Source organism: Pseudomonas sp. ICMP 10191 (assembly GCF_001467335.1).
In the GTDB taxonomy this organism is placed as follows: Bacteria; Pseudomonadota; Gammaproteobacteria; order Pseudomonadales; family Pseudomonadaceae; genus Aquipseudomonas; species Aquipseudomonas cerasi.
In genome coordinates this window covers 141,473-165,273 of the sequence record NZ_LKGW01000024.1, presented here as the reverse complement: position 1 = coordinate 165,273, position 23,801 = coordinate 141,473, and the positions used below count along the sequence as shown (strand labels likewise).

Genomic DNA, 23,801 nt, shown 5'->3' with positions numbered 1-23,801 from the left:
GGCAATACCAAGCCGGATGAAGTAAAAAACAGGATCGTGTTGCGGAACGAGTAAACGTCTTACAGAAGCCTTGGCGCCTTGCTCCGTTGCCTACCGTTGCGTCAGAATCGGCTGGCTTGAGCGCTTGAGTCAGCGTTTCCAAGATGGCTCGGTCGCTGACAACTCAGTGATCGGGTTTAGTTGACCCCCTACAAACCTGCCAACCAAACCACTATAAGCCCACTCCCCCCACAGTATCCTCCCCAGTCATCGACCTTCTCAATCACCCGATCAAAACATCCGATTAGCCATCCTCCGAAACATTCCGTAACGTTGTTTCCCGGTGCGACAGATGCGCGCACCGCTTGAGCTTTTAATCCCCCCGCTCAGCCCACGACCACGCACGAGCCCACCATGTCTTTGAACACCCCGCAGCAAATCGCTGAAATTGCCGTCGAAAGCGGCGTCAAGAAGGCCCACCTGGGCCTGCCGTCATTGATGATCCTGGGCTTTCTGGCAGGGGCTTTCATTGCCCTCGGGTTTCTTCTCGATATTCATGTCAGCACGATGATCCCTCACGAGTGGGCGTCGCTGGGCAATCTGCTGGGCGCTGTGGTGTTTCCGGTCGGGCTGATTCTGGTGGTGCTGGCCGGTGGCGAGTTGCTGACCGGCAACATGATGAGCCTGCCCATGGCGCTGTTCGCCGGGCGTATCGGTCTGGGTCAGTTGGTGCGCAACTGGGTACTGGTGACGCTGGCCAACCTGATCGGCGCGCTGTTCGTCGCCTATTGTTTCGGCCATGTGGTGGGGCTGACTGAAGGCGCCTTCATGGCCAAGACCGTGGCCATCGCCAATGCAAAGGTGGGGGCCAGCTTTGAACAGGCCTTCATCTCCGGCATTGGCTGCAATTGGCTGGTGTGCCTGGCGGTGTGGCTCAGCTACGCGAGCAAGGACGTGATCGGTAAAGTGGTCGGCATGTGGTTTCCGGTGATGGCATTCGTCGCGATCGGCTTTCAGCACATCGTCGCCAACATGTTCGTCATTCCTGCAGCGATCTTTGCCGGCGCCTTGAGCTGGGCGCAGTTCGGCGACAATTTCGTCCCGGTATTTTTGGGTAACGCGGTGGGCGGCGCGGTGTTCGTCGGCCTGGCCTATCATTTGGCTTTCTTCAATGCGGCAACACGACCTGCTGAGCTGTCCAGGACCAGCGGCGCGCAAGCTCCGAAATAATCTGACGCCATATAAGCTCTGCGGTGAAAAGAGATGACGACCGCAGAGCAAACCAGCAAGTTGAAGAGCAAAACTCACGTCACAAGCAAATAGTCGAGTTGCTCGACAAGAGCAGCCTTTGATTTGAAATGAAGCCGACTCCTCGCGTGCCTGCTGCCAACCCATGCCGCACACGTTCAGACACTGTCCATAAAACCGATCCACGCCGCCAGCAGCAATAAAACCGCCAGCACTCGATTCATCCACTGCACTCGCCAAGGCGATGTGAGCCAGCGGGCCGAGCCTGCGCCCATCAGCGCCCAGCTGCCGAGGCAGGGCAAGGAAATCAGAAAGAACACCAGCGCCAGGTAAGACACCGGGTTGCGCTGGCTGAATACACTGACCACCGCCAGCGCCATGACCCAGGTCTTGGGATTTACTACTTGCAGTGCTGCGCCACCGATAAAGCCCATCGGCAGGCGGTTTTGCCGCTCGATTGAGTCGGTCGGGCTGGCACCTATCTTCCAGGCCAGCCAAGTCAGCCACAGCACGCCGACCCATGCCATGACGCGCTGAGCATTGGGGATCGCGAGCAGTGAGTGGCCGACACCCATGCCGACGAGCAACACCAACAGTGCAGCGCCGGTGCAGGCTCCCAGAATCAACGGTACAACGGCGCGCCAGCCGAAGCGGGCACTGTTGCTTAATACCAGGATGTTGGTGGGGCCGGGGGTGATCGAGGCGACGAAGGCGAACAGTAGGAAAGGCAGCATGATCGGCAATCCAGGGCTGAAAAAGCCCATGCTGCGACATACCACAGGATCAGTCTGGAAGGTTTGAGCAGCGCAAGCGATAGGCCGCCGGGCTCAGTCCGTAGGCGCGCATGAACCAGCGGCCCAGATGGCTTTGGTCAGCGAAGCCCAGATCGCTGGCCACCTGAGCGGGCCAGATTCCAGCTGCCAGCATTCGACGAGCCTTGGCCAGGCGCAGCTGTACCAGATATGCATGAGGCGGCAGGCCGAAGGCGGCCTTGAACGCCCGCGTCAGGCGAAAGCGGTCGACGCCACAAATAGCTGCCAACTCGTTCATGCCCACGTCCTGATGCAGATGCGCGTGCAGATAATCCCTCGCCCGCAAGGCCACTTGCGGCAAGCGCGGATCGGGATCGGTCATGCGTCGCCATTGCACCCGATCAATGAGCTGCGCCAGTAATTCATCCAACGCGCTTTGACGAACGATGCGTAGCTCATTTTGGTGCAGCGCCGTGAAAGCGAACGTGACCGCGTGAGCCAGCCGTGATTCGGTTTGCACGGTGTTGGCGAAAGAAGGCAGATGCTGGTCGGGAGCCTGTTCGAACAACCCACTGAGCTCCCGGCTCAGCCAATGCGGGTCCAGGTACAGCATCTGATAGGTGAACCCTTCGGCGCACGGGGCATTGCCATGATGAATTTCCCCGGTTCCAGTGTGAACACCTGCCCGGGCGTGCTGGCATGGCGCTGACGGCGGCAATTGAACTGCTGCACACCTTGCCGGGTAACGCCCACCAGATAGCTGTCATGCCAATGGGGATCATAGGCATGCCCCTGAAAGTGCGCGTGCAGCGTCTCGATGCCTGTATCAAGGTCGCGAGCGAGGTCTATCCAGTGTGTGGAAGGCATAAAACACCTGAATCGATGAAAGCGATTGGTTATCGCTGACGTCAGGAGGTGAGTCTAGAACATTCGTGCATTCATCTTCCTGGTCCGACTTTCCTTGAAGGTGCATGGGATGCTGGTGATACGGTCGGGGCGGACACAATGAGTTCGCCAAACACTCGCAACGCTCGGTAGAGCCTTAAAGACTCAAGGCCGCGGCGAACCGTCAATAAAAGCGCAAATCGACCTCTCCATAGTCGGGACGAGTGAACTCACACGAGCCGTGATACCTTCGCCGCCCAACTCATGACAAGGAGGTCGCCATGCGCACCCTTTACAACCCCCTGATTCTGGCATCAGCAGTATTTGCGTCTGGTTGCACCATCAAGCAAACAGTGACTCCCGTCGAGCTGTCTTCGGACCTGGCGCCGGAAATCTGCATGATTCCCGCCGATGGCCTGCGCGAGGGGTTCAATACAACCTACGTAAGATTGCTGACCGAGAAAGGCTTCCATACACGACAAATCCCGCCGGGCAGCAGCCCATCCAGTTGCCCTTTGACAACGACTTATATCGGGACCTGGAGCTGGGATATGGCGATCTACATGAGTTACGCCGATATTCGCGTTTATCAATTTGGTCAGCAGGTCGGTCAGGCTGAGTATGATTCACGCTGGGGTGGCGGTCGCGTAATCGATAAATTTATCGATGCCGAGAAAAAGATAACCGAAATGACTAATCAGTTATTTCCAAAGGGCGCGGCCGGACTGAAGGGAGCCAAAGGTTCGAACTCTGTTGCCGGCAGATCGCCGCTGACAAAAGAGGCTTACCAGCAGCAACAGCTTGATCTGCTCAAAGAGCAGGCACTCCCCTATGCTGACTATCAAAAGCGCTATAACCAGATCATGGCTGAGTAAGACCTTATGTCAGCCCACTCGACAAACTGTAGCCAATAGGCCACACTCAAAGCTATGACGAATACCACCGAGTACACCATAAGCACCACGTCTCAGTTCGATGACTGGCTTGACGGTGTGAAAGATGCAAAAGGCAAGGCTGCTGTATTGGTCCGTTTGGATCGAGCCAAAGCAGGCAACTTTGGTGACTCTGAACCAGTGGGCGAAGGCGTAAGCGAAATGCGGGTTTTTGTAGGCCCAGGGTATCGTGTTTACTACGTACGCTCGGGTCAAGCCGAATACCTTATGCTTTCGGGTAGTGACAAAACCGACCAAAGACGCGGTATCAAGGAGGCGAAAGCGATTCTTAATGCCATGAGGGTAAGATCAAATGACTGAAATCAAATCAACTCCAGAGGAGATGCCTATCCTCAACCTCAACACATCCGGTACCAGCCGCTATGAAGCCTCCCGCTTTCTCGACAATCCGGAAACGATCAGTGCTTACCTTGCTGAAAGCATGAAGGCAAAAGATCCTGAATTACTCATGAAGGCTTTGTCCGAGGTAGCGAAAGCGCAAGGAGTGAACAAGGTTGCCCGAGATGCCGGGGTTAATCGGGAAAGCCTTTATAAATCGCTTAAGGGCGGCGCGAAGACTCGCTATGACACCATTAGAAAGCTGATGGAGGCCGTTGGAGTAGAGCTAACCGTGCAGCCAATTGCGACGAATTCTGTTGATAGCGGGTCAAGTAAGCAACCGCGGCAAGCAGCAAAAGTAGCCTCGGCCAAGGCTGCTGCAAAGCCTAAGCTTGTCAGAGAGGGCACCACAGGCAAGGCCAATAAAGGCCAGCGCGCAGCGAAAAGCACTGTAGCCAGCGCGTGAGCTGTCCAGGCATGGCTTCCGGATGCGGAAGCCAGCAGTCAAATCAATGGTGTTACTAATACGTGTGGCGTGTAGTGACGACCTGCTGGAAATCTTACTGATGTTTTTGCTTGAAGAGCGGCACGCACGCATCAGCACATAGCGCTCCCAACGCCACCACACCCACCATCCCCTCCCCCAATTCAACCTCAACCCCCACCCCCTGCAACCCGCCCACTGCCGTCCATTCCTCAAGCGCCAAGCCGTGCAACTTCAAAAACGCTTCGCGCCTGCACCATGCCTTGGCGAACGCAATTGGGCGAATCGACTCGGGCATGCCTGACAGACGGGTAGCAACCTCAGCCCCCAAATAATCCTGCGCGACAGCATGCCAGTCCGGCACCGCCTGAACCTGCATCAAGTCCACGCCCACTGCGCCGTGGAGATTGACGGCAGCAAGAGAGAACCCGGCTTCGTGGCTGATGGAAAACCCGGGCTCCGGCAGCCCGTCGATAAGCAATCGCGGCGCGACACCTGAGGCGCTGATGAACGTGATCGCCCCGGATGGCAATTCGAGCCACTGCTCCAAGGCGATACGCACGCAAGCCCGAATGCGGTTTCTGGCCTCATCTCTTGCACAGCCTGGCCTGGTGACGCAGCTGACCAGCAATACATTCTGCCGAGGGAAGGACTCTGGAGGGGCGAGCCGGCCATTTTCATCGAATACCCAGCTCGCCCCGCACTTCATGCCCTGTCAGGTGACGCGGGGCAACCGGCCCATCGGCTGGCGGCAGGGATATGCTCGCCCTTCATCACCAGGGTCAGTGCGCCAAGGTGCGCATCGTTGCCGACGACAGCGCTATACAGCACGGCGCTGCGTGGCCCCATGTACACACGCTCGCCGATGCTGACGTGATCAATCTTCATGATTCGGTCTTCGAACAGGTGGGTCTGCGGGCAGGCGCCGGCATTCAGTTCGCTGTCTGCGCCGATGCTGACGCAGTCGAATTCGGTGATGTCGGTGGTGTCCATGTAAACCCCGCGACCAATCCTGCAGCCGAGCACATTGAACGCCAGTGGCAACCACGGTGTGCCGCGCAGGTAGCGCATGAAGTTCGGTGCGGCCATGCCTTCGTACAGACTGGTGATGCCCTCCGACAGCCATACGAAGGGCGTCCACATCGGGTCAGCGCGTTTGCGATAGCGGCCCATCACCAGCCATTTCAGGGCCGCGATCAGCAGAAAGTTACCCACGCTGTACGCCACGCCGATCACTGCAAGGTAGGCCAGCACCGCGCCCCAGCGCTCGTCGTCGGCGAGTGGCATCAGGTCAAGCATCACCGTGTAGCCGACGGCGATCACTACCGCGTGCGGGGTGACAATGCGCACGCCTTCGACCAGTCCTCGTGCCAGGCGGCGCAGCGGTGAAGGCTTGAAGGTCAGTGATTCGGGAGCGCCACTCACCTGCTCGCGGGCAGGCAGGTGGATCGGTGGTGAGCCCAGCCAGGTGTCGCCGTCGACCATTTTGCTATTGTGCGGCGCGCAGGAATGGACGCCGATCAGGACGTTTTCCGGCAGTACCGTGCCGTCCGCGATGTACCCGCCGTTGCCGACAAAGCTGCGATGCGACACGACCGTGGGTTGCATGGTCATCCAGCCGCCGTCGATACGCTCATCACCGAGCATCACCGCATCCGCGATAAAGGTTTCATCGCCCAGGGTCAGCATGTCCGGGATGACGCCCTGTGCGCTGGAAATCTCGGCGTCGCGCCCTACTTTCGCGCCCAGCAGTCGATACCAGAAGGGCGAATACACCGTGGCGTAGATGCCGGACAGCACGTTGAGGCTCGCTTCCTGAATCTGGCTGATCAGCCACTTGGCGCAGTAGGTATTGCTGTGCACCTCATAACGGCCCGGCTTGAGGCGTGGGAAGACGACCCAGCGCAATGCCGCAGACGCCAGAACAGTCGCGACAATCAGCACCGCACTGGCCGGGAACGCGAGCAGGAAATAGCGCGCCAGTTGTCCCAATGGTCCACTGCCCTCGAACCATGGCAAGACGTTCTGCGTGTCGAACCAGTCGATCAGGAAAAAGGTCGGGAAGACCGGGATGAAGAACAGCGTCGCGACCAGCAGAACGCCGAACACGAAGAACAGCTTTTCTGCCCGTAAACGCGCCGGGCTGGTCACAGGCCGCGCAGGTTGGCCGAGCGTATCGAACGCGCCGACATCACGCGCTGGCGAGCCTTGCCAGATGCGCCCAGCCGGAACCTCCCGACCATCGGCCATGGCTGACTGGGCTTCCAGATGCCCCCACGGGCCTACAGCCGTATTGCCTTCCATGATCACGTAAGAGCCGACACAGGCATTGTCCTGCAAGGCGATAAGGCCCAGATGCAACTGACCCCGCTCGACGCGCGCGTTTTCGAAGCTGACACCGTTGCCGACGCTGACCCCGTCGCCGATTTCCAGCAGGTCATGAGCCCGTACTGTAGCGCCGCCAATAATCACGTCCTGCCCGATCTTCGCGCCCAGTGCGCGCAGCCACAGGGGATAAAGTGAGGAGCCGCTCAGTAGATAAGTCGGCGCCGACTCGACCATGCGGTCTGCGGCCCACCAGCGAAAATAGGTAACGCCCCACAGCGGATAGATCCCAGGCTTCAGGCGGCCGACGATCAGCCACTTGGCTGCCAGCGCGATGAAAAACTGCAGAACGGTAGCAATCAGGAATACCGAGATCGACGCCAGCGTCGCCAATGCGACAGAGTCGTCGGGCGAGCCGGTGAGCAGGTGATAGGTAAAGAACGGTGCGAGCCACTGGGTCATGCGCAGGCTGACCATGACCGGCAATGCCAGCGCCTGGGCCACGCCGCAGCGCCAGCGACGCCAGGCTGACGGAGGCGTCCAGTCCACCGGCGCATCCACCTCTTGTGGCGCCTGATCCAGCACTTCGGCAATCGCGCCGATACGCCGATGCTGGTAAATGTCGCGCACCGTGACTTGAGCGAAGCGCGGGTTGGCCCGCAGCGCCGAGGCCAAACGCGCGGCAAAGAAGGAATGCCCGCCCAGATCGGTGAAAAAGTCCGCATCGCGGCGGATCGGCATGCCGGGGAACAGTGTGCTCAGCGCGGCAAACAGTGCGATCTCACCTTCGGTTTGCGCCACATCGGACTCTGCGCTGGCGGCCTTGGCATCCACCGTCAACGGCCGGGCCTTGAGCGTTTTGCGGTCGATTTTGCCGGACGTGAGGCGCGGCATGCTGTCGAGCAGTTCGAAGTGTCCCGGCACCATGTACGGCGGCAACTGCGCCTGCAGAGTTTTGCGCAACTGACTCGTGAATGCGGAAGGCGTCGACGTGTCGCTCACCAGATAAGCAATCAGTTGATCAACGCCCGCCTCGTTGCGCAACAGGACGGCAACGGTGCCCACGCCAGGCTGTTGCGCCAACAGCGATTCAATCTCGCCCAGTTCGACGCGAAAGCCGCGAATTTTTACCTGATCGTCGGCACGCCCGAGGCACTGCACCTGCCCTTCGTCGTCGATCCGGGCAAGGTCGCCGGTTCGATACAGGCGCGCATCGTGATAGCCGGTGGACCATGGGTTCGGCAGGAATTTTTCCTGGGTCAGGTCCGGCCGGCCAAGATACCCCTCGGCCAGGCCGGGGCCGATGATGCACAGCTCGCCGACTTCGCCACGCGGCAGCAGGCTGGGCGCCAGGGTGCTCCCGACCGCAGGGTCATTGGCGATGACCAACAGCCCGTAATTGGGTAACGGTGTGCCAATCGACACCGGGCGACCGCGCGACAGACGCGCCAGGCTGGCCGACACGGTGGCTTCGGTAGGGCCATAGGTGTTGAACATCTGCCGGTTCGGCGTGGCCCAGCGATCGACCAGCGACTCAGGACACATCTCGCCGCCCAGATTGATCAGGCGCAGGCCGGGAACGTCTTCGCTGAACAGCGCCAGCAAAGTGGGCACCGCATGCAAGACGCTGATGCGCTGCTCGTTCAGCAGGCGCGGCAGGGTTTCGGGGTCACCGCTGGTTTCCTTCGGGCCTATCCACAGCGTCGCGCCCACCAGATAAGCGATCCAGATTTCTTCGAAGGACATGTCGAAGGCCACGGAAAAGCCCTGGTAAACCCGGTCGCTGGCACGAATGCCAAGTATCGCGTTCTCGCTGCGCAGAAAATGGCAGATGCTGCGCTGGGAAATCAGAATGCCCTTGGGCTTGCCCGTGGAGCCGGAGGTGTAAATCACATAGGCAGGATGGTCGGGAAGCACCCCACTGCGACGCACCAACGCTGCGTCGGTCGGCGCCAGCAGGTGTTCGGCAGTCCACACCTTCAAACCGGTATCGGCCAGCACCGGCATCAACGCATCGCAGGACACCAGCCCGACTGCGCTGGCGTCGTCCAGGCAAACCTGCAGACGCTCTACCGGCGTGTCCTGATCCAGAGGCAGCCACGCGGCGCCCGCCTTGGCAATACCGGCCTGCATGACCAGCAGCTCAATGCCGCGCGGCAACCACAGACCGACAATGTGCCCCGGCCGAACACCCGCACCGATCAGCGCAGACGCCACCTGATCAGCCTGCCGGTCCAGCTCCCCATAACTGATCCGGTGCTCGCCGAAGATCAGCGCCACTTGCTGCGGGTTGCGCCGGGCACTGGCTTCCAGCAAATCGGCCAGCACCTCCTCACGTAGCAGCTCAGGTTGGATTGGACCGTAAATCACGTCCAGCGATTGTTCGTTCTGGCCTAGCGTCGACAGGTTCAGGTTATTCATGGCAGCAGGTATTAGCTCGTCTGAAGGAGGTGCCTGAGATTTTCTGGTTATGAGCCGGTCCGTCAGCGATTGGCGCGAATTCTGTGGTCGTTGCGTGTCCGGAATATGTCCGTTTTGATACATTTTGGCTGGAGCACTGCAGCTCTCACCGAGGCAAGAGAACAGGCTGGCAAGGCGAATATGGCAAAGGCTGGCTGTACGAATCTTGAACAACAAAACGAAGGTGGCGGATTGCCCACATTGCTGTGCGGGTTACAGCAGACGCCACAAGGTCTCGCGTGTCGCGGGGTTGAAAGACTGCGCCTGACGGTCCATGACGCCTCTCAGTCCATCGCCAATACGCTCTGCCAGCATCGGGTGGAAGCCATGTTGCCGAAACCATGGACCGTTCCAGCGCGGCTCGCGAAATGTCGTCAGGCTTATCGCGTGCAGTTGGCAAACCTGCGCGTACGCCTCGACAGACGCCAGCAGGCTTTTTCCGACACCCTTGCCGGATGCACCAGGCTCGACCGAGATGTTGTCCAGGTACAGGAAATCATCCAGCAAGCGCATGGCTGCAAAACCGATGACGTCACCGCTGCGCCTGTTGGCAGCCACCACCACCCGGCAGGCTTCGAACCTGTCTGCGCCCAGCGGAGGGTTTTCGGCGACATGCGCCAGGGAAGGAATGCTTTTGTACCGGTGACGCGCACGCGCCGATAGGCGTTGTAACGATTCCAGGTCGCTGTGTTGCGACACACGCAGATCAAATTCCATCCGCTTTTCCTCCCTGACTGCCTGACATCGAAACCAGACGCCGATGAGCACGTCTGGACGGTGAGCCGAATAATCACCACAATCGGCTCATCTCATGAGCCGATTAACTTTTTATTCGGCTCACTGCATAGGCGGATACGATGTCCGAACATCTCTGGATCTGGCAACAGCCGAACTGGCCCCGCTTTCATTGGCGCGAAGAACGCCTTGCACCGTTGATACGAGCGTGCGCCAAGGCTCAAGGTCGCTTGCTGGGTATGAGCGGTGCAGTGGGTGGCGATGCGCAAATGTGCGAGGGCTTGAATGCCCTGCTGCAGAATATCGTCACTTCGTCCGCCATCGAAGGCGAGCGACTGAATGCAGATTCTGTCAGGTCGTCGCTGGCACGCCGCCTGGGGATCGCCGATAACGGCAAGCATAGCCCTCGCAGCGAGGGGTTGGCCGAGCTGATGCTGGACGCTACACGTGGTCATGATCAGCCACTTGACTTGCAACGTCTGTGTACCTGGCATCGCTGGCTGTTCCCGGAAGAGGACAGCTTTGTGTCTGCTCGCATCCTGGTTGGTCAATTGCGTAGCGACGAACCTATGCAAGTGGTCTCAGGGAGGCTTGATCGACCCATCGTGCATTTTGAAGCGCCACCGCGGGCTGGACTTGAGCAACAGCTGGAAGATTTTCTCGACTGGTTTGCCGGCAGTCAAAGTGATCCGACGCTCGATCCATTCGTGCGGGCAGGTATCGCGCATTTCTGGTTTGTAACCCTGCATCCGTTTGACGACGGCAATGGTCGCCTGACTCGGGCCATTACAGACCTGGCGCTGACTCAGGGCGATCAGCAAGCCATACGACTGTTTGCCATGTCCGCCAGCATCCTTGCTGACCGCGCCGGCTATTACCACGTTCTGGAGACCAGTCAGAAAAGCACGACCGATATCACCGAGTGGCTGGAATGGTTCCTGCGCACATTGTTGAAAAGCATTGAAAACGCCTTGGTTCATATAGAACGAGTACTGGGAAAAACGCGATTTTGGCAATTACATCGCGACAACGACCTGAACGCCGAACAGGTCAAGGTGCTGAATCGACTGCTGGATGGCGGCGAGCGTGGCTTTGAAAACGGTCTGAGCGCAGCGCAGTATCAGGCAGTGGCGAAGGTCTCGAAGGCCACCGCTACCCGCCACTTAAGTGATCTGCTTGCCAAAAACTGCCTGGTTCGCCTGCCCGGTGGAGGCCGCAGCACTCGTTACCAGATCAATCGGCCCTTGCCGTAGAACCCTACACAGCAGAAGGAGTTGCCAGCGCTTCAGACGTGCGCCACTGGTCGCATCGACTGCAGCATCCAGTTCCGCACCGGACAGGAACTGGCTGTAGTAATCATGCAGTTCGGCTTCCCAACCGGCCACCTCGTCCAGCGCCGCCTCAGCTTGTTCCTTGCTCAAGGCAAAGTGAGCGTGCTGACTGAGCGGATTGCCTCGGTTGAGCCGCGACCCTTCGATGCCGACTGACATTGGAAGTGTGGACCTGAAAATAACAGCCCACGAAAGAACACATTAATCCTCATAAAGCCTCACTAAGTGACACCTTAACTACTCATAAAATCGTGACTACTGCCCTCAGCGCGTCATTCCTACACCTAGAATGCGCAATGCCACGTCACTGATCATCGACATACCCCACCCATCCCCCATCAAAATGTGGCTTACTGAAGCCTGCCATCATCCAATCAGGGAATCTCTTCCCTACCCTCGCGGTCTCTTAACGCATGACGAATTCGCGCTCTGCTTTCATACCCTCCTGGCTTCGCCCTGTTCTGCGTCCTTTGCTGGACCCGTATCGCCGTTATCGGCATGCGCGGCTGATCCACGCGGCGCGGATTGCGGTGGGCTTGCTGGTGACTATCCTGCTGACCACCGGCCTCAACCTGCCTCACGGTGAGTGGGCATCGGTGACCATGCTGATCGTGATCGGCGGTTTGCAGCATCACGGCAATATCGGCAAGAAGTCGGTCGAACGGGCCTACGGAACCTTGATCGGTGCCGGTCTAGGTCTGATCGTGGTGGTTCAACAGGGCTATCTGGAAATGCCGTTGCTGACCTACGCAATGATGTCGGTGATGTGCGGTTTCTTCGCCTATCACGCCATCGGCAAAGGGGGTTACACCGCGCTGCTGTCGGCGATCACGCTGTTCATCGTCGCCGGTCATGGTTACAACCCGATCAGCGACGGGCTGTGGCGTACCGTCGATATTCTGATTGGTATCGCGCTGGCCCTGGCGTTCTCCTTCGCCCTGCCGCTGTATGCGGTGTTTTCCTGGCGCTACAACCTGGCCAGTGGTTTGCGTGACTGCGCCAAGGTCTACGGCCGCATTGTGCAAGGCCAGCCAGTGACGGCGGATGAGCATTTGAAACTGACCGCTAGGCTCAACGGCACGATGCTGCAATTGCGCTCGCTGCTGCCGTCGGTGTCCAAGGAAGTGAAGATGTCCATGGTCGAGCTGGACGCCATTCAGGGCCACTTCCGCATGTGCCTGAGCACCCTGGAGATTCTCGCCAATATTCGCCCGGCGAACCTGAATCAGCTTGCCGACGATACGCTCAAGGCATCGTTGGACGCTGACTACCGCCAGATTCGCCGGCAACTGATCGGCATGGCGCGCGCGCTGCAAACCGGTGCCACCGAGCGCCTGGAACGCACGACCGAAATACCGGAGACGCCGGAAACACCACCAGTGAAAGCCGTCATTCCTACCGAGCTGAAGGGCTACCACTTGATGACCCAGCAGTTAGCGCTCAACCTCGACGGCCTGCAGGCACGTCTGGCCAAGACCGCCAAACGCTGGAAGTTTTAAGGAACCGCCCGTGCCCGATACCCGCCCGCCTGTGCTGGATGAAATCGATCGCCAGCTGATTGCCGCGCTGCAAATCAATGCGCGCGAAAGCGTCGCCATGCTGGCCCGGCAACTGGGCATCGCGCGTACCACCGTGACCTCGCGGCTGGCGCGCCTGGAAAGCAGCAAAGTGATTACCGGTTACGGCGTGCGCCTTGGCCAGCGCGTGGTCAGTGGCGGGTTGCAGGCGTATGTCGGCATTACCGTGCAACCTCGATCGGGCAAGGAGGTGCTGCGGCGCCTCAGTGCCATGGCGCAGGTTCAGCAACTCTGTGCGGTGAGTGGCGAGTTCGATTATGTCGCCTGGCTGCGCACGGACTCTCCCGAGCAACTGGACCAGCTACTGGACCTGATCGGCAGCGTGGATGGTGTCGAGAAGACCACGACATCGATCATCCTCAGCAGCAAGATCGACCGCGGCCAGCCGGTGTAACTGCACGCTTCTATCAAGCAGCGATACAAACTGACCAGCAAATTCGTCACTTAGCCCAAACAAACAGCATATCGACGACACTTTGCGTCTTATTAACGTGTCCGCCCTTCTCTAGACTGTTGTTTTTCGCCGTTGCCCATCAAGGTCCGTCATGAAGAACAACCGTCACCCCGCCAACGGCAAAAAGCCGATCACCATGTTCGGCCCCGACTTCCCCTTCGCCTTCGATGACTGGATTGAGCACCCGAAAGGTCTGGGCAGCATTCCGGTGGAGAACCACGGTGCTGAAGTGGCAATTATCGGTGCCGGGATAGCCGGTCTGGTGGCGGCCTACGAATTGATGAAGATGGGCCTCAAACCGGTGGTGTACGAAGCCTCGAAAATGGGTGGCCGCCTGCGCTCGCAGGAGTTCGAAGGCGCCAAAGGCATCGTGGCCGAACTGGGCGGCATGCGCTTTCCGGTGTCCTCGACAGCGTTCTTCCATTACGTCGACAAGCTGGGCCTTGAGTCCAGGCCGTTCCCCAACCCGCTGACCGCGGCGTCCGGCAGCACCGTTATCGACCTGGAAGGCACCACCTACTACGCACAAATGCTCTCGGACCTGCCGGCACTGTTTCAGGAAGTCGCCGACGCCTGGGCCGATGCACTGGAAAGCGGCTCGCAATTCGGTGACATCCAGCAGGCGATCCGTGACCGCGATGTGCCGCGTCTCAAAGAGCTGTGGAACAAGCTGGTGCCGTTATGGGACGACCGCACGTTCTATGACTTTGTCGCGACCTCCAAGGCCTTCGCCAAGCTGTCTTTCTTTCACCGCGAAGTGTTTGGCCAAGTGGGCTTCGGCACTGGCGGCTGGGATTCGGACTTCCCCAACTCGATGCTGGAAATCTTCCGTGTGGTGATGACCAACTGCGATGAGCACCAGCATCTGATCGTCGGCGGCGTGCAGCAAGTGCCGGTCGGCTTGTGGAGCCACGTCCCCGAGCATTGCGCGCACTGGCCCAAGGGCACCAGCCTGTCGTCGTTGCACCGCGGCGCACCACGTCCCGGCGTGAAGCGCATCGCACGCGCCGAGGATGGCAGTTTTGCGGTGACCGATAATTGGGGCGACACCCGGCAATACGCTGCCGTGTTGACGACCTGCCAGAGCTGGCTGCTGACCACGCAGATCGAGTGCGAAGAGTCGCTGTTCTCGCAGAAAATGTGGATGGCCCTGGACCGCACCCGCTACATGCAGTCGTCAAAGACGTTCGTGATGGTCGACCGCCCGTTCTGGAAGGACAAGGACCCGGAAACCGGCCGCGACCTGATGAGCATGACCCTCACCGACCGGCTGACCCGTGGCACTTACCTGTTCGATAACGGCGACGACAAGCCCGGCGTGATCTGCCTGTCCTACTCGTGGATGAGCGATGCACTGAAGATGCTCCCGCAGCCCATCGAGAAGCGGGTGAAGCTGGCGCTGGATGCCTTGAAGAAGATCTACCCGAAAGTGGACATCGCAGCGCGGATCATCGGTGATCCGATTACCGTGTCATGGGAAGCCGATCCGCACTTCCTGGGTGCCTTCAAGGGTGCGCTGCCGGGCCATTACCGCTATAACCAGCGCATGTACGCGCACTTCATGCAGCAGGACATGCCCAGCGAACAGCGCGGCATGTTCATCGCCGGCGACGATGTGTCCTGGACACCGGCATGGGTCGAAGGCGCTGTGCAGACTTCGCTGAATGCTGTGTGGGGCATCATGAACCACTTTGGCGGCAAAACTCACGCCGAGAACCCCGGCCCCGGTGATGTGTTCCACGAAATCGGCCCGATTGCACTGGGCGACTGAAAGAAGGAAACCCCCATGCGCGTTGCGCTGTATCAATGCCCGCCATTGCCGCTGGATGTCAGCGGCAACCTGACTCGCCTCGAACAGCAGGCTCAGGCCGCCGCCGAACAAGGGGCACAGGTGCTGATCTGTCCGGAAATGTTCCTCAGCGGCTACAACATCGGCGCCCAGGCTGTCGGTGAGCTGGCACAGGCGCAGGACGGTCCGGCAGCGACGCGCATTGCCGCTATCGCACAGGCTAGTGGCATTGCGATCCTCTACGGCTATCCAGAGCGCGCCGCCGATGGGCAGATCTACAACGCTGTGCAGTTGATCGACAGCCAGGGCACACGCCTGTGCAACTATCGCAAGACGCACCTGTTCAGCGAGCTCGACAGGTCGATGTTCGCTGCAGGCGACGATCATTACCCGGTGGTCGAATTGAATGGCTGGCGCCTGGGCCTGTTGATTTGCTACGACGTGGAATTCCCCGAAAACACTCGTCGGCTGGCCCTGGCGGGGGCCGAGTTGATTCTGGTCCCCACCGCAAACATGCTGCCTTACGATTTCGTCTGCGACGTGACCGTTCGGGCGCGGGCTTTCGAGAATCACTGCTACGTGGTGTACGCCAACTACTGCGGCAGCGAGGGCGCGATTCGTTACTGCGGGCTCAGCAGCCTCTGCGCGCCGGACGGCAGCCGCCCGTTGCTGGCGGGTCAGGACGAAGCATTGCTGATCGGCACGCTGGACAAGTCACTGCTGGCCCAGGCCAGAACCGCTAACGACTACTTCGTGGATCGCCGCCCGGCGCTTTATACGTCGCTGACTTGATCCTGAAGAGGCCGGTACAGCCTCTGGAAATAGCGCGTTTGCTCATCGTCATTCTCGTTGCCTATCGTGCCAATGCTCTGCGTTGGCATGCCGTTCTGGACGCTCTGCGTCCTCTATTTCGCAGCTTTGAGCAGCAGGCTCGCGAACGGGTCTGTTAATCCGCTAGCATGACGCCTCGCCTCGCACAGCTTTCCGGACGCCCCTCATGCCTGCCGCACACGCCGCCGACACTCAACGCCTCACGCTGGCCAACGGCTTGAATGTGGTGCTGTGTCACGAGCCACGGCTCAAGCGCTGTGCGGCCTCATTGCGCGTGGCAGCCGGCAGTCACGATGCGCCACAAGCGTGGCCGGGGCTGGCGCATTTTCTGGAGCATCTGTTTTTCCTCGGCACCGAACGCTTCCCGGCCGGGGATAACCTGATGACCTTCGTGCAGCGTCATGGCGGGCAGGTCAATGCCAGCACCCGTGAGCGCACCACTGACTTCTTCTTCGAATTGCCGCAAGCGGCCTTCGCCCAAGGGCTGGAGCGGCTATGCGACATGCTTGCCCGGCCGCGCATGGACACCGCAGATCAATTACGCGAACGCGAAGTGCTGCATGCCGAATTCATCGCCTGGCGCGGCGATAGCGCATCCGGCAATCAGGCGCGCCTGCTGACAGCGATCAACCCACAGCATCCGCTGCGCGGCTTTCACGCCGGCAATCGCTACAGCCTGTCAGTGCCCAACCCGGCTTTTCAGCAAGCGTTGAAAGACTTTTATCGAGGCTTCTATCAGGCCGGGCAGATGACCCTGTGCCTGAGTGGCCCGCTGCCGGTGGCTGAACTGCAGGCGCTGGCGATAAACCACGGCGCGGTTTTCGCCTCAGGGATGAAGGTCACACAGCGCCCGCCTCCAGCATTGATGGCCAGCCCTCGACAGGCTGGCGAGCAAAACCATCTGCTGTTTGCCTTCGAGGACTTGCCAGACAAGGCTGACGAAGCGGTGGCCTTCTTCTGTCACTGGCTCAATGCCGCGCAGCCTGGCGGACTGGTCGCCGAGCTGGTACGCAGGGGCCTTTGCACCTCATTGAACGCCGCGCCGCTGTACCAGTTCGACGGGCAGCTTTTGCTGGATATCGAGTTTAAAGGCGACCCGGCGAACGCGACCGCTATCAGTAGCCTGCTTTTCAGCTGGCTCGGTTTTTTCAAAGCTCACTGGCCAACGCAAATCGAGGAATACCACCGTCTCGAACGACGCCGTCTGCAGATGTGCGGAGCATTGGCTCTGGCAAACCATCACTGTCGCGAAACGCCTGCGCAGTTGAGCGAGCAAGGCCAAAAAGCGCTAAGCGCATTACTGGCGAAGCTCACCGCTGATGTGGATAACCTCGTTCCAGAGCCGGTCACTTGGTGCCTGCCAGCGCCGAATCCGTTTCTTCATACGGCAGCGGACGACCCCGCTGAAGCCGCGCTGTACCTGCGCTGGCAACTGCCATCCCCGCAGCCCGCTCTTTGGCGGATGCTCGATGCGGCGCTCAAGCCACTGGTCGAAGACGCACGTCAGGCCGGAGTAACCCTGACCTTCACCGCGTACGGTCCGTACTGGCAGCTTCAATTGAACGGTTTGCGCGAACCGATGCCAGCAGTCCTGAAACAAAGCCTGCAGCGCTTGCAACACCCCGATACCCACGCACAGGAAAACGACGAGCCGGTGTTGATCCCGATTCGTCAGTTGCTCAAGCAGCTTGCCGATCACTTCCTGCGCAATGGGTCGGAGGCGAGCATAAGCGACCTGCCAGGCGTATGGGCGGCTTCGCGCTGGAGCAGTTTCACCAGCGGTATTGAACAGGCCAGCCAGTCAATGCTGGACGCGGTGTTGAATGCAGCACCCGGCGTTCAGCGAACTTCCCCACACGATCTGCCAGCCATTCGCGCTGGCAAGCACTGGGCGACGGAAGCATCGTCCTCCCCGGAAGACGCCGTGCTGGTGTTCTGCCCCGCGCCCACGACTTCCATCGAAGATGAAGCGGCCTGGCGTCTGCTCGCGCACCTGGCTCAAGCGCCGTTCTATCAGCGGCTGCGGGTCGAACTGCAATTGGGTTACGCGGTATTCAGTAGCCTCAGGCAGATCGACGGACGGACCGGTTTGCTGTTCGGCGTGCAATCACCCACCTGCAATGCCCAGCAACTGTTTGCGCACATCGAGGCCTTTATCGGCGGATTGCCGCAGTGGGTCCGCGATGCAGATTTGCCTGAGCAGACCAAAGCCCTTGCAGCGCAGTTCGAGCCGTCGAGCCTGCCGGAGCAACAGCGTGCCGACCTGCAGTGGCAGGCACACCTCGCCGGGCACCGGGGTGACCATGCGCAGACCTTGCAGCGCGCTCTGTCAAATCTGGATACACACTCGTTGCTGGCCTCTGCGGATCAATTGATCAACGCCACAGGGGGCTGGCTAATCGTGGCCAATCGCCCTGCCAGCGCGGCCGTTCCGCAATCCTTACCTGAACGGTAACGGTCTTTCATGCAGATTCTAGCCCTGCTGAATTGTGAAAATGAGTAACATAGCTCCCTAAGCATCTGAACGTATGCCTCCAGCGATGCACTAAGATGTAGTCACCCACCGCTGCACTTATCCGAGGAGATTTTTATGTCGTGGACTAAACCTGCTTACACTGATCTGCGTATCGGTTTTGAAGTCACCATGTACTTCGCAAGCCGTTGATTTCAGTGCGCTGTGAAGCCTCGGTTCGCCGGGGCTTTTTTTATGGTTGTGGCTGTTTTTTATTTCAGAGCGTGTCCCAGGAGCTGTCATGTACATCCAGATTCTAGGTTCTGCTGCTGGCGGTGGATTCCCCCAGTGGAACTGCAACTGCGTCAATTGCGCGGGTTTTCGCGACGGCAGCCTGCGTGCCCATGCGCGGACCCAGTCGTCCATTGCGCTGTCCGACGACGGTATCAACTGGGTGCTGTGCAACGCCTCACCTGACATTCGCGCGCAATTGCAGGGCTTTGCGCCGATGCAGCCCGGGCGCGCATTGCGCGACACCGGCATCAGCGCGATCGTGTTGATGGACAGCCAGATCGATCACACCACCGGCCTGCTCAGCCTGCGTGAAGGCTGCCCGCATCAGGTGTGGTGTACCGACATGGTCCATGAGGACCTGAGCACCGGCTTCCCGCTGTTCGAAATGCTCAAGCACTGGAACGGCGGCCTGACCTGGAACCGCATCGAATTACAGGGCAGCTTTGTGATTCCGGCCTGCCCGAACCTGCGCTTCACGCCCTTTCCGCTGCGCAGCGCCGCCCCGCCCTACTCGCCACACCGTTTCGACCCGCACCCGGGCGACAACATCGGCCTGCTGGTCGAAGACACCCGCACTGGCGGCAAGCTGTTTTATGCCCCGGGCCTGGGCAAGGTCGATGACGCACTGGCCGAGAAAATGCGTGACGCCGACTGCCTGCTGGTCGACGGCACAATGTGGGACGACGACGAAATGCAGCGCCGTGGCGTGGGCACGCGTACTGGCCGGGAAATGGGCCATCTGGCACAGAACGGCCCCGGCGGCATGCTGGAAGTCCTCGAAGGCTTTCCCGAGCAGCGCAAGGTGCTTATCCACATCAACAACACCAACCCGATTCTCGACGAAGACTCCCCGGAACGTGCGGAGCTGGTTCGTCGCAACGTCGAAGTGGCCTTCGATGGCATGAGCATCGAGCTTTAGGAGCTGACATGAGCGAAGCGACTGCGCTGTCCCCCGCCGAATTCGAACAGGCCTTGCGCGCCAAGGGTGCCTATTACCACATCTATCACCCGTACCATGTGGCGATGTACGAGGGTCGTGCAACCCGCGAGCAGATTCAGGGCTGGGTCGCCAACCGTTTCTACTATCAGGTGAACATTCCGCTCAAGGACGCGGCGATTCTGGCCAACTGCCCGGATCGCGAGATCCGTCGCGAGTGGATTCAGCGCCTGCTCGATCATGACGGTGCGCCCGGCGAAGACGGCGGCATCGAAGCCTGGCTGCGTCTCGGCCAGGCCGTCGGGCTCGACCCGGACCAACTGCGCTCGCAGGAACTGGTGCTGCCAGGCGTGCGTTTTGCCGTCGACGCCTACGTGAACTTCGCCCGCCGCGCCAACTGGCAGGAAGCTGCCAGCAGCTCGCTGACCGAACTGTTCGCACCGCAGATCCATCAGTCGCGCCTGGACAGCTGGCCGCAGCACTACCCGTGGATCGACCCGGCCGGCTACGAGTATTTCCGCACTCGCCTGGGTCAGGCCCGACGCGATGTAGAGCACGGCCTCGCCATCACGTTACAGCACTACACTACGTACGAAGGTCAGCAGCGTATGCTGGAAATCCTGCAGTTCAAACTCGATATCCTGTGGAGCATGCTCGATGCGATGTCCATGGCCTACGAGTTGAACCGCCCGCCGTATCACAGCGTCACAGACCAAAGGGTCTGGCATAAGGGGATTACGCTATGAAGCACGATCCGCAGTTCCGAGCGTTGACACCCAAATGGCATCAAGGCTATCGCTTTCAGTACGAGCCTGCGCAAAAGGCGCATGTGGTGCTTTACCCTGAAGGCATGATCAAACTCAATGACAGCGCGGCCCTGATTGGCGGGCTGATCGATGGCAAGCGCACCATCACCGCCATCATTCATGAGCTTCAGCAGCAGTTCCCCAATGTTCCCGAACTGGGCATGGACGTCGATGAGTTCATGGAAGGCGCCAAAAAGAAAAACTGGATCGATCTTGTCTGACCTGGCCCCCGTCACCAACACCCCGTACATACCGCCCACTCCCGAGGTCGGGCTGCCCCTGTGGCTGCTCGCCGAGCTGACCTATCGCTGCCCGTTGCAGTGCCCGTATTGCTCCAACCCGCTGGATTTTGCCAAACAGGGCCAGGAGCTGAGCACTGAGCAGTGGTTCAAGGTCATGCAGGAAGCGCGGGAAATGGGGGCGGCGCAGATCGGTTTTTCCGGCGGCGAGCCGCTGGTGCGCCAGGACCTCGCCGAGCTGATCGCCGAGGCCCGGCGTCTGGGCTTCTACACCAACCTGATCACCTCGGGCATCGGCCTTACCGAAGAAAAGATCATCGCCTTCAAGGAAGCAGGCCTGGACCACATCCAGATCAGCTTTCAGGCCAGCGACGAGCAGGTCAACAACATGCTCGCCGGCTCGAAAAAAGCCTTCGCGCAGAAGCTGGAGATGGCCAAGGCGGTCAAAAAGCACGGCTACCCGATGGTGCTGAATTTTGTCACCCATCGACACAACATCGACCGCATCGACAAGATCATCGAGCTATGTCTCGCGCTGGAGGCGGATTTCGTCGAACTGGCGACCTGTCAGTTCTATGGCTGGGCGTACCTGAATCGCCTCGGCCTGCTGCCGACCAAAGATCAACTGGTCCGCGCCGAAGCCGTCACCAATGAATACCGCGTCCGGCTGGAGGCAGAGAATCATCCGTGCAAGCTGATTTTCGTCACGCCTGATTATTACGAAGAGCGTCCCAAGGCATGCATGAACGGCTGGGGCAATATCTTCCTGACCGTGACACCGGATGGCACAGCGCTGCCCTGCCACGGCGCACGGCAGATGCCGATCCAGTTCCCCAACGTGCGCGATCACAGCATGCAGCACATCTGGTACGACTCGTTCGGCTTCAATCGCTTCCGCGGTTACGACTGGATGCCCGAGCCTTGCCGTTCGTGTGACGAGAAGGAAAAGGACTTTGGCGGTTGTCGCTGCCAGGCCTTCATGCTGACCGGCGACGCCGCCAATGCCGACCCGGTGTGCAGCAAATCCTATCACCACGGGATCATCACTCAGGCTCGTGACGAGTCCGAAACCGCTACTCAAACCATTGAAGAGCTGGCCTTTCGCAATGACCGAAACTCACGACTCATCGCAAAATCCTCCTGAACGCCTGAGCGCCGCCCAAGCGGTCGCTGCAGGCGTCGACTTCGCCGAACTGGATGTCAGCTCGGCGGGCCTGTTCTGGAACGAATACCGCCCCGAAGACGGCGCCAGCCGTATCTGGCACTGGTACGCCAACAGCAAGCGCTGCCTGACGCCACAAGGCTTCAGCGTGCGCAGTCGGGTGTATGAATACGGTGGTGGCTCGTTCTGCCTCGCCGACGACGCCGTAGTCTTCGTCAACGAGCGCGACCAGCAACTGTATCGACAGGCACTGGATGCCAGCGAGCCGGTGGCGCTGACCGAGGGCGACAAGCGCTACGGCGGCGTGTTCTTCAGCGGCGGCCAGATTCTGGCCGTTGAAGAGGACCACAACACGCATCGACTGGTGGCTATCGAGCTGGCTGACGGCAAGCGCCAGTTGCTGGCCGAAGGCGCTGATTTCTACTCATCACCGATTGTCAGCGCCGATGGCAGACGCCTGGCCTGGATCGAATGGCAGCGCCCGCATCAGCCGTGGACCAGCACCCGCTTGATGTCTGCGACGAAACAGGACGATGGCAGTTGGGCCACTGCGCAGTGCATCGCAGGCGACGGCGCGCAAGAGTCACTGCAACAACCGCGCTTCGATGCCCACGGGCGGCTGTATTGCCTGACAGATCGTGCAGGTTTCTGGCAGCCGTGGGGCGAATCACCTTCCGGGTTTGCGCCGCTTTCCGCCCGCCCGGCGGATCATGCCTCCGCGCCCTGGCAAATGGGCAGCTGCACCTGGCTGCCGATCAACGATGGTTACCTGGCGAGCTGGTTCGAAGACGGTTCAAGTGTTCTGGGGCTTTGTCAGGCCGACGGCAGCGTCGAGGATTTCAGCGCGGGTTACAGCCGCTTTCGCAGCCTCGCCATTGACGAAGAGTTCGTCTATTGCATCGCGGCCTCAGCCGTAAGCACCTCGGCGGTACTGGCTATTTCTCGCCACGACGGCAGTGCTCAGGTGCTTGCCGGAGGCGGGTCGCCGCTGCCAGCCAACCAGATCAGCCGTCCTCAGACATTGCGTTACCCCAGTGGCGGGGCCGAGGCTCATGGTTACTTCTATCCGGCCATGACCGGCGCGGAGAAACCGCCGCTGGTGGTGTTCATCCATGGCGGCCCGACCTCTGCCTGCTACCCAGTGCTGGACCCACGCATTCAGTATTGGACACACCGCGGCTTCGCCGTGGCAGACCTCAATTATCGCGGCAGCAGCGGCTACGGTCGGGTGTACCGGCAAGGCCTGCACCTCACCTGGGGCGTGGCGGACGTCGAAGATGCCTGTGCAGTCGTGAAACATCTGGCCGAGCGCGGCCTGATTGACGAACGACAGGCGTTTATTCGCGGCGGCAGTGCGGGTGGGTACACCACGCTCTGCGCCTTGGCCTTCCACAATGTATTCCGCGCGGGTGCCAGCCTGTACGGCGTCAGCGATCCGGTGGCACTGGCCAGGGCGACGCATAAATTCGAAGGTGATTATCTGGACTGGCTGATCGGCGATCTCGACAAGGACATCGAGCGCTATCAGGCTCGTACGCCCCTGTTGCACGCAGACAGCATCAGCGTGCCGGTCATCTTCTTTCAGGGCGAGCTGGATGCCGTGGTGGTTCCGGAACAGACCCGGTCCATGCTCAAGGCGTTGCAAGACAACGGAATCAAGACCGAAGCGCACTTCTACGCGGACGAGCACCATGGGTTCCGCAAGGCGAATAACCTGGCAGATGCGCTGGAGAAGGAATGGCGTTTCTATCGGGATGTGCTGGATGCCTGATCAGGCCGTGTGATCGTTC

General features: G+C 59.9%; 21 protein-coding genes and 1 pseudogene. 16 read left to right on the top strand and 6 right to left on the bottom strand.

Annotated elements, in window-relative coordinates; translation table 11 throughout:
* Positions 1 to 393: 393 nt before the first annotated feature.
* A complete protein-coding gene (locus tag AO388_RS03965; RefSeq protein ID WP_058416080.1) occupies positions 394 to 1,209 on the top strand; it encodes a formate/nitrite transporter family protein in 816 nt (271 codons plus the stop codon).
* A 176-nt stretch (positions 1,210 to 1,385) separates the two neighbouring features.
* Here AO388_RS03965 and AO388_RS03960 read toward each other — a convergent pair whose 3' ends face one another.
* Together AO388_RS03960 and AO388_RS03955 are read right to left on the bottom strand one after the other, a co-directional pair.
* Entirely contained in the window at positions 1,386 to 1,961 is a 576-nt protein-coding gene (locus tag AO388_RS03960) for a LysE family translocator (RefSeq protein ID WP_058416079.1), read from the bottom strand.
* A gap of 49 nt (positions 1,962 to 2,010) precedes the next feature.
* Positions 2,011 to 2,789: pseudogene (locus AO388_RS03955) on the bottom strand (AraC family ligand binding domain-containing protein).
* A 356-nt stretch (positions 2,790 to 3,145) separates the two neighbouring features.
* Between AO388_RS03955 and AO388_RS03950 the strand changes: the two are divergent.
* From AO388_RS03950 to AO388_RS03940, 3 genes are read left to right on the top strand one after another with little or no spacing between them, the layout of a single operon-like run.
* Positions 3,146 to 3,739, top strand: a complete 594-nt coding sequence (locus tag AO388_RS03950) for an Sbal_3080 family lipoprotein (protein ID WP_058416078.1) — start codon at positions 3,146 to 3,148, stop codon at positions 3,737 to 3,739.
* Positions 3,740 to 3,793: 54 nt separating this feature from the next.
* Complete coding sequence (locus AO388_RS03945; protein WP_058416077.1) at positions 3,794 to 4,117, top strand: type II toxin-antitoxin system RelE/ParE family toxin; 324 nt, start codon at positions 3,794 to 3,796, stop codon at positions 4,115 to 4,117.
* Positions 4,110 to 4,601 carry an addiction module antidote protein gene (locus AO388_RS03940; RefSeq protein WP_058396396.1) on the top strand — a complete coding sequence of 164 codons (492 nt, stop codon included), beginning with the start codon at positions 4,110 to 4,112 and terminating at the stop codon, positions 4,599 to 4,601. Before AO388_RS03945 ends, AO388_RS03940 begins: the two co-directional genes overlap by 8 nt.
* A gap of 94 nt (positions 4,602 to 4,695) precedes the next feature.
* Here the strand turns inward: AO388_RS03940 and AO388_RS03935 are convergent, their stop codons facing one another.
* The 3 genes from AO388_RS03935 to AO388_RS03925 all read right to left on the bottom strand — a co-directional run bounded on the left by AO388_RS03935 (position 4,696) and on the right by AO388_RS03925 (position 10,121).
* Positions 4,696 to 5,328 (bottom strand): 4'-phosphopantetheinyl transferase family protein, encoded by a 633-nt coding sequence (locus tag AO388_RS03935; protein ID WP_058416076.1) that lies wholly within the window; start codon positions 5,326 to 5,328, stop codon positions 4,696 to 4,698.
* On the bottom strand, positions 5,325 to 9,365 hold the full coding sequence (locus AO388_RS03930) for a Pls/PosA family non-ribosomal peptide synthetase (protein WP_058416075.1): 4,041 nt from the start codon (positions 9,363 to 9,365) through the stop codon (positions 5,325 to 5,327). Before AO388_RS03930 ends, AO388_RS03935 begins: the two co-directional genes overlap by 4 nt.
* Positions 9,366 to 9,617: 252 nt before the next feature.
* On the bottom strand, positions 9,618 to 10,121 hold the full coding sequence (locus tag AO388_RS03925) for a GNAT family N-acetyltransferase (protein ID WP_058416074.1): 504 nt from the start codon (positions 10,119 to 10,121) through the stop codon (positions 9,618 to 9,620).
* 140 nt (positions 10,122 to 10,261) lie between these two features.
* Here AO388_RS03925 and AO388_RS03920 point away from each other — a divergent pair, with 140 nt between their 5' ends.
* Positions 10,262 to 11,392: a Fic family protein gene (locus tag AO388_RS03920; RefSeq protein ID WP_003372383.1), complete on the top strand. Its 1,131-nt coding sequence runs from the start codon at positions 10,262 to 10,264 to the stop codon at positions 11,390 to 11,392.
* On the opposite strand, the gene AO388_RS29545 is transcribed toward AO388_RS03920, so the two are convergent.
* The gene (locus AO388_RS29545; RefSeq protein ID WP_236713894.1) at positions 11,303 to 11,629 is read right to left on the bottom strand and encodes a hypothetical protein; all 327 of its coding nucleotides are present in this window, start codon (positions 11,627 to 11,629) and stop codon (positions 11,303 to 11,305) included. The two genes, AO388_RS03920 and AO388_RS29545, sit on opposite strands and share 90 nt — an antisense overlap.
* Before the next feature lie 254 nt (positions 11,630 to 11,883).
* On the opposite strand from AO388_RS29545, the gene AO388_RS03910 reads away from it, so the two are divergent.
* From AO388_RS03910 to AO388_RS03865, 11 genes are all read left to right on the top strand, one after another.
* The gene (locus AO388_RS03910) at positions 11,884 to 12,969 is read left to right on the top strand and encodes an FUSC family protein (RefSeq protein ID WP_058416072.1); all 1,086 of its coding nucleotides are present in this window, start codon (positions 11,884 to 11,886) and stop codon (positions 12,967 to 12,969) included.
* A 10-nt stretch (positions 12,970 to 12,979) separates the two neighbouring features.
* A complete protein-coding gene (locus AO388_RS03905) occupies positions 12,980 to 13,441 on the top strand; it encodes an Lrp/AsnC family transcriptional regulator (protein ID WP_002555556.1) in 462 nt (153 codons plus the stop codon).
* 151 nt (positions 13,442 to 13,592) lie between these two features.
* On the top strand, positions 13,593 to 15,272 hold the full coding sequence (locus AO388_RS03900; RefSeq protein ID WP_003341224.1) for a flavin monoamine oxidase family protein: 1,680 nt from the start codon (positions 13,593 to 13,595) through the stop codon (positions 15,270 to 15,272).
* Positions 15,273 to 15,287: 15 nt separating this feature from the next.
* Positions 15,288 to 16,082 carry a carbon-nitrogen hydrolase family protein gene (locus AO388_RS03895; RefSeq protein WP_058416071.1) on the top strand — a complete coding sequence of 265 codons (795 nt, stop codon included), beginning with the start codon at positions 15,288 to 15,290 and terminating at the stop codon, positions 16,080 to 16,082.
* 205 nt (positions 16,083 to 16,287) lie between these two features.
* A complete protein-coding gene (pqqF, locus tag AO388_RS03890; RefSeq protein WP_058416070.1) occupies positions 16,288 to 18,576 on the top strand; it encodes a pyrroloquinoline quinone biosynthesis protein PqqF in 2,289 nt (762 codons plus the stop codon).
* Between the two features lie 135 nt (positions 18,577 to 18,711).
* The gene (pqqA, locus tag AO388_RS27035; protein WP_003422658.1) at positions 18,712 to 18,786 is read left to right on the top strand and encodes a pyrroloquinoline quinone precursor peptide PqqA; all 75 of its coding nucleotides are present in this window, start codon (positions 18,712 to 18,714) and stop codon (positions 18,784 to 18,786) included.
* An 88-nt stretch (positions 18,787 to 18,874) separates the two neighbouring features.
* Entirely contained in the window at positions 18,875 to 19,786 is a 912-nt protein-coding gene (gene pqqB, locus AO388_RS03885; protein WP_058416069.1) for a pyrroloquinoline quinone biosynthesis protein PqqB, read from the top strand.
* Positions 19,787 to 19,794: 8 nt separating this feature from the next.
* Positions 19,795 to 20,550, top strand: coding sequence for a pyrroloquinoline-quinone synthase PqqC (gene pqqC / locus AO388_RS03880; protein WP_003432617.1), 756 nt, complete (start codon positions 19,795 to 19,797; stop codon positions 20,548 to 20,550).
* Positions 20,547 to 20,831 (top strand): pyrroloquinoline quinone biosynthesis peptide chaperone PqqD, encoded by a 285-nt coding sequence (gene pqqD, locus AO388_RS03875; protein ID WP_002555562.1) that lies wholly within the window; start codon positions 20,547 to 20,549, stop codon positions 20,829 to 20,831. Before pqqC ends, pqqD begins: the two co-directional genes overlap by 4 nt.
* Positions 20,824 to 21,993, top strand: coding sequence for a pyrroloquinoline quinone biosynthesis protein PqqE (gene pqqE / locus AO388_RS03870; RefSeq protein WP_058416068.1), 1,170 nt, complete (start codon positions 20,824 to 20,826; stop codon positions 21,991 to 21,993). The genes pqqD and pqqE overlap by 8 nt, the downstream gene beginning before the upstream one ends.
* Positions 21,956 to 23,782 (top strand): S9 family peptidase, encoded by a 1,827-nt coding sequence (locus AO388_RS03865; protein ID WP_058416067.1) that lies wholly within the window; start codon positions 21,956 to 21,958, stop codon positions 23,780 to 23,782. Before pqqE ends, AO388_RS03865 begins: the two co-directional genes overlap by 38 nt.
* Positions 23,783 to 23,801 lie beyond the last annotated feature (19 nt).

Bases quoted from the DNA above. Each gene is read 5' to 3' on its own strand.
- AO388_RS03965 (WP_058416080.1), top strand. From the start codon at position 394: ATGTCTTTGAACACCCCGCAGCAAATCGCTGAAATTGCCGTCGAAAGC.
- AO388_RS03960 (WP_058416079.1), bottom strand. From the start codon at position 1,961: ATGCTGCCTTTCCTACTGTTCGCCTTCGTCGCCTCGATCACCCCCGGC.
- AO388_RS03950 (WP_058416078.1), top strand. From the start codon at position 3,146: ATGCGCACCCTTTACAACCCCCTGATTCTGGCATCAGCAGTATTTGCG.
- AO388_RS03945 (WP_058416077.1), top strand. From the start codon at position 3,794: ATGACGAATACCACCGAGTACACCATAAGCACCACGTCTCAGTTCGAT.
- AO388_RS03940 (WP_058396396.1), top strand. From the start codon at position 4,110: ATGACTGAAATCAAATCAACTCCAGAGGAGATGCCTATCCTCAACCTC.
- AO388_RS03935 (WP_058416076.1), bottom strand. From the start codon at position 5,328: ATGAAGTGCGGGGCGAGCTGGGTATTCGATGAAAATGGCCGGCTCGCC.
- AO388_RS03930 (WP_058416075.1), bottom strand. From the start codon at position 9,365: ATGAATAACCTGAACCTGTCGACGCTAGGCCAGAACGAACAATCGCTG.
- AO388_RS03925 (WP_058416074.1), bottom strand. From the start codon at position 10,121: ATGGAATTTGATCTGCGTGTGTCGCAACACAGCGACCTGGAATCGTTA.
- AO388_RS03920 (WP_003372383.1), top strand. From the start codon at position 10,262: ATGTCCGAACATCTCTGGATCTGGCAACAGCCGAACTGGCCCCGCTTT.
- AO388_RS29545 (WP_236713894.1), bottom strand. From the start codon at position 11,629: ATGTCAGTCGGCATCGAAGGGTCGCGGCTCAACCGAGGCAATCCGCTC.
- AO388_RS03910 (WP_058416072.1), top strand. From the start codon at position 11,884: ATGACGAATTCGCGCTCTGCTTTCATACCCTCCTGGCTTCGCCCTGTT.
- AO388_RS03900 (WP_003341224.1), top strand. From the start codon at position 13,593: ATGAAGAACAACCGTCACCCCGCCAACGGCAAAAAGCCGATCACCATG.
- AO388_RS03895 (WP_058416071.1), top strand. From the start codon at position 15,288: ATGCGCGTTGCGCTGTATCAATGCCCGCCATTGCCGCTGGATGTCAGC.
- pqqF (WP_058416070.1), top strand. From the start codon at position 16,288: ATGCCTGCCGCACACGCCGCCGACACTCAACGCCTCACGCTGGCCAAC.
- pqqB (WP_058416069.1), top strand. From the start codon at position 18,875: ATGTACATCCAGATTCTAGGTTCTGCTGCTGGCGGTGGATTCCCCCAG.
- pqqC (WP_003432617.1), top strand. From the start codon at position 19,795: ATGAGCGAAGCGACTGCGCTGTCCCCCGCCGAATTCGAACAGGCCTTG.
- pqqD (WP_002555562.1), top strand. From the start codon at position 20,547: ATGAAGCACGATCCGCAGTTCCGAGCGTTGACACCCAAATGGCATCAA.
- AO388_RS03865 (WP_058416067.1), top strand. From the start codon at position 21,956: ATGACCGAAACTCACGACTCATCGCAAAATCCTCCTGAACGCCTGAGC.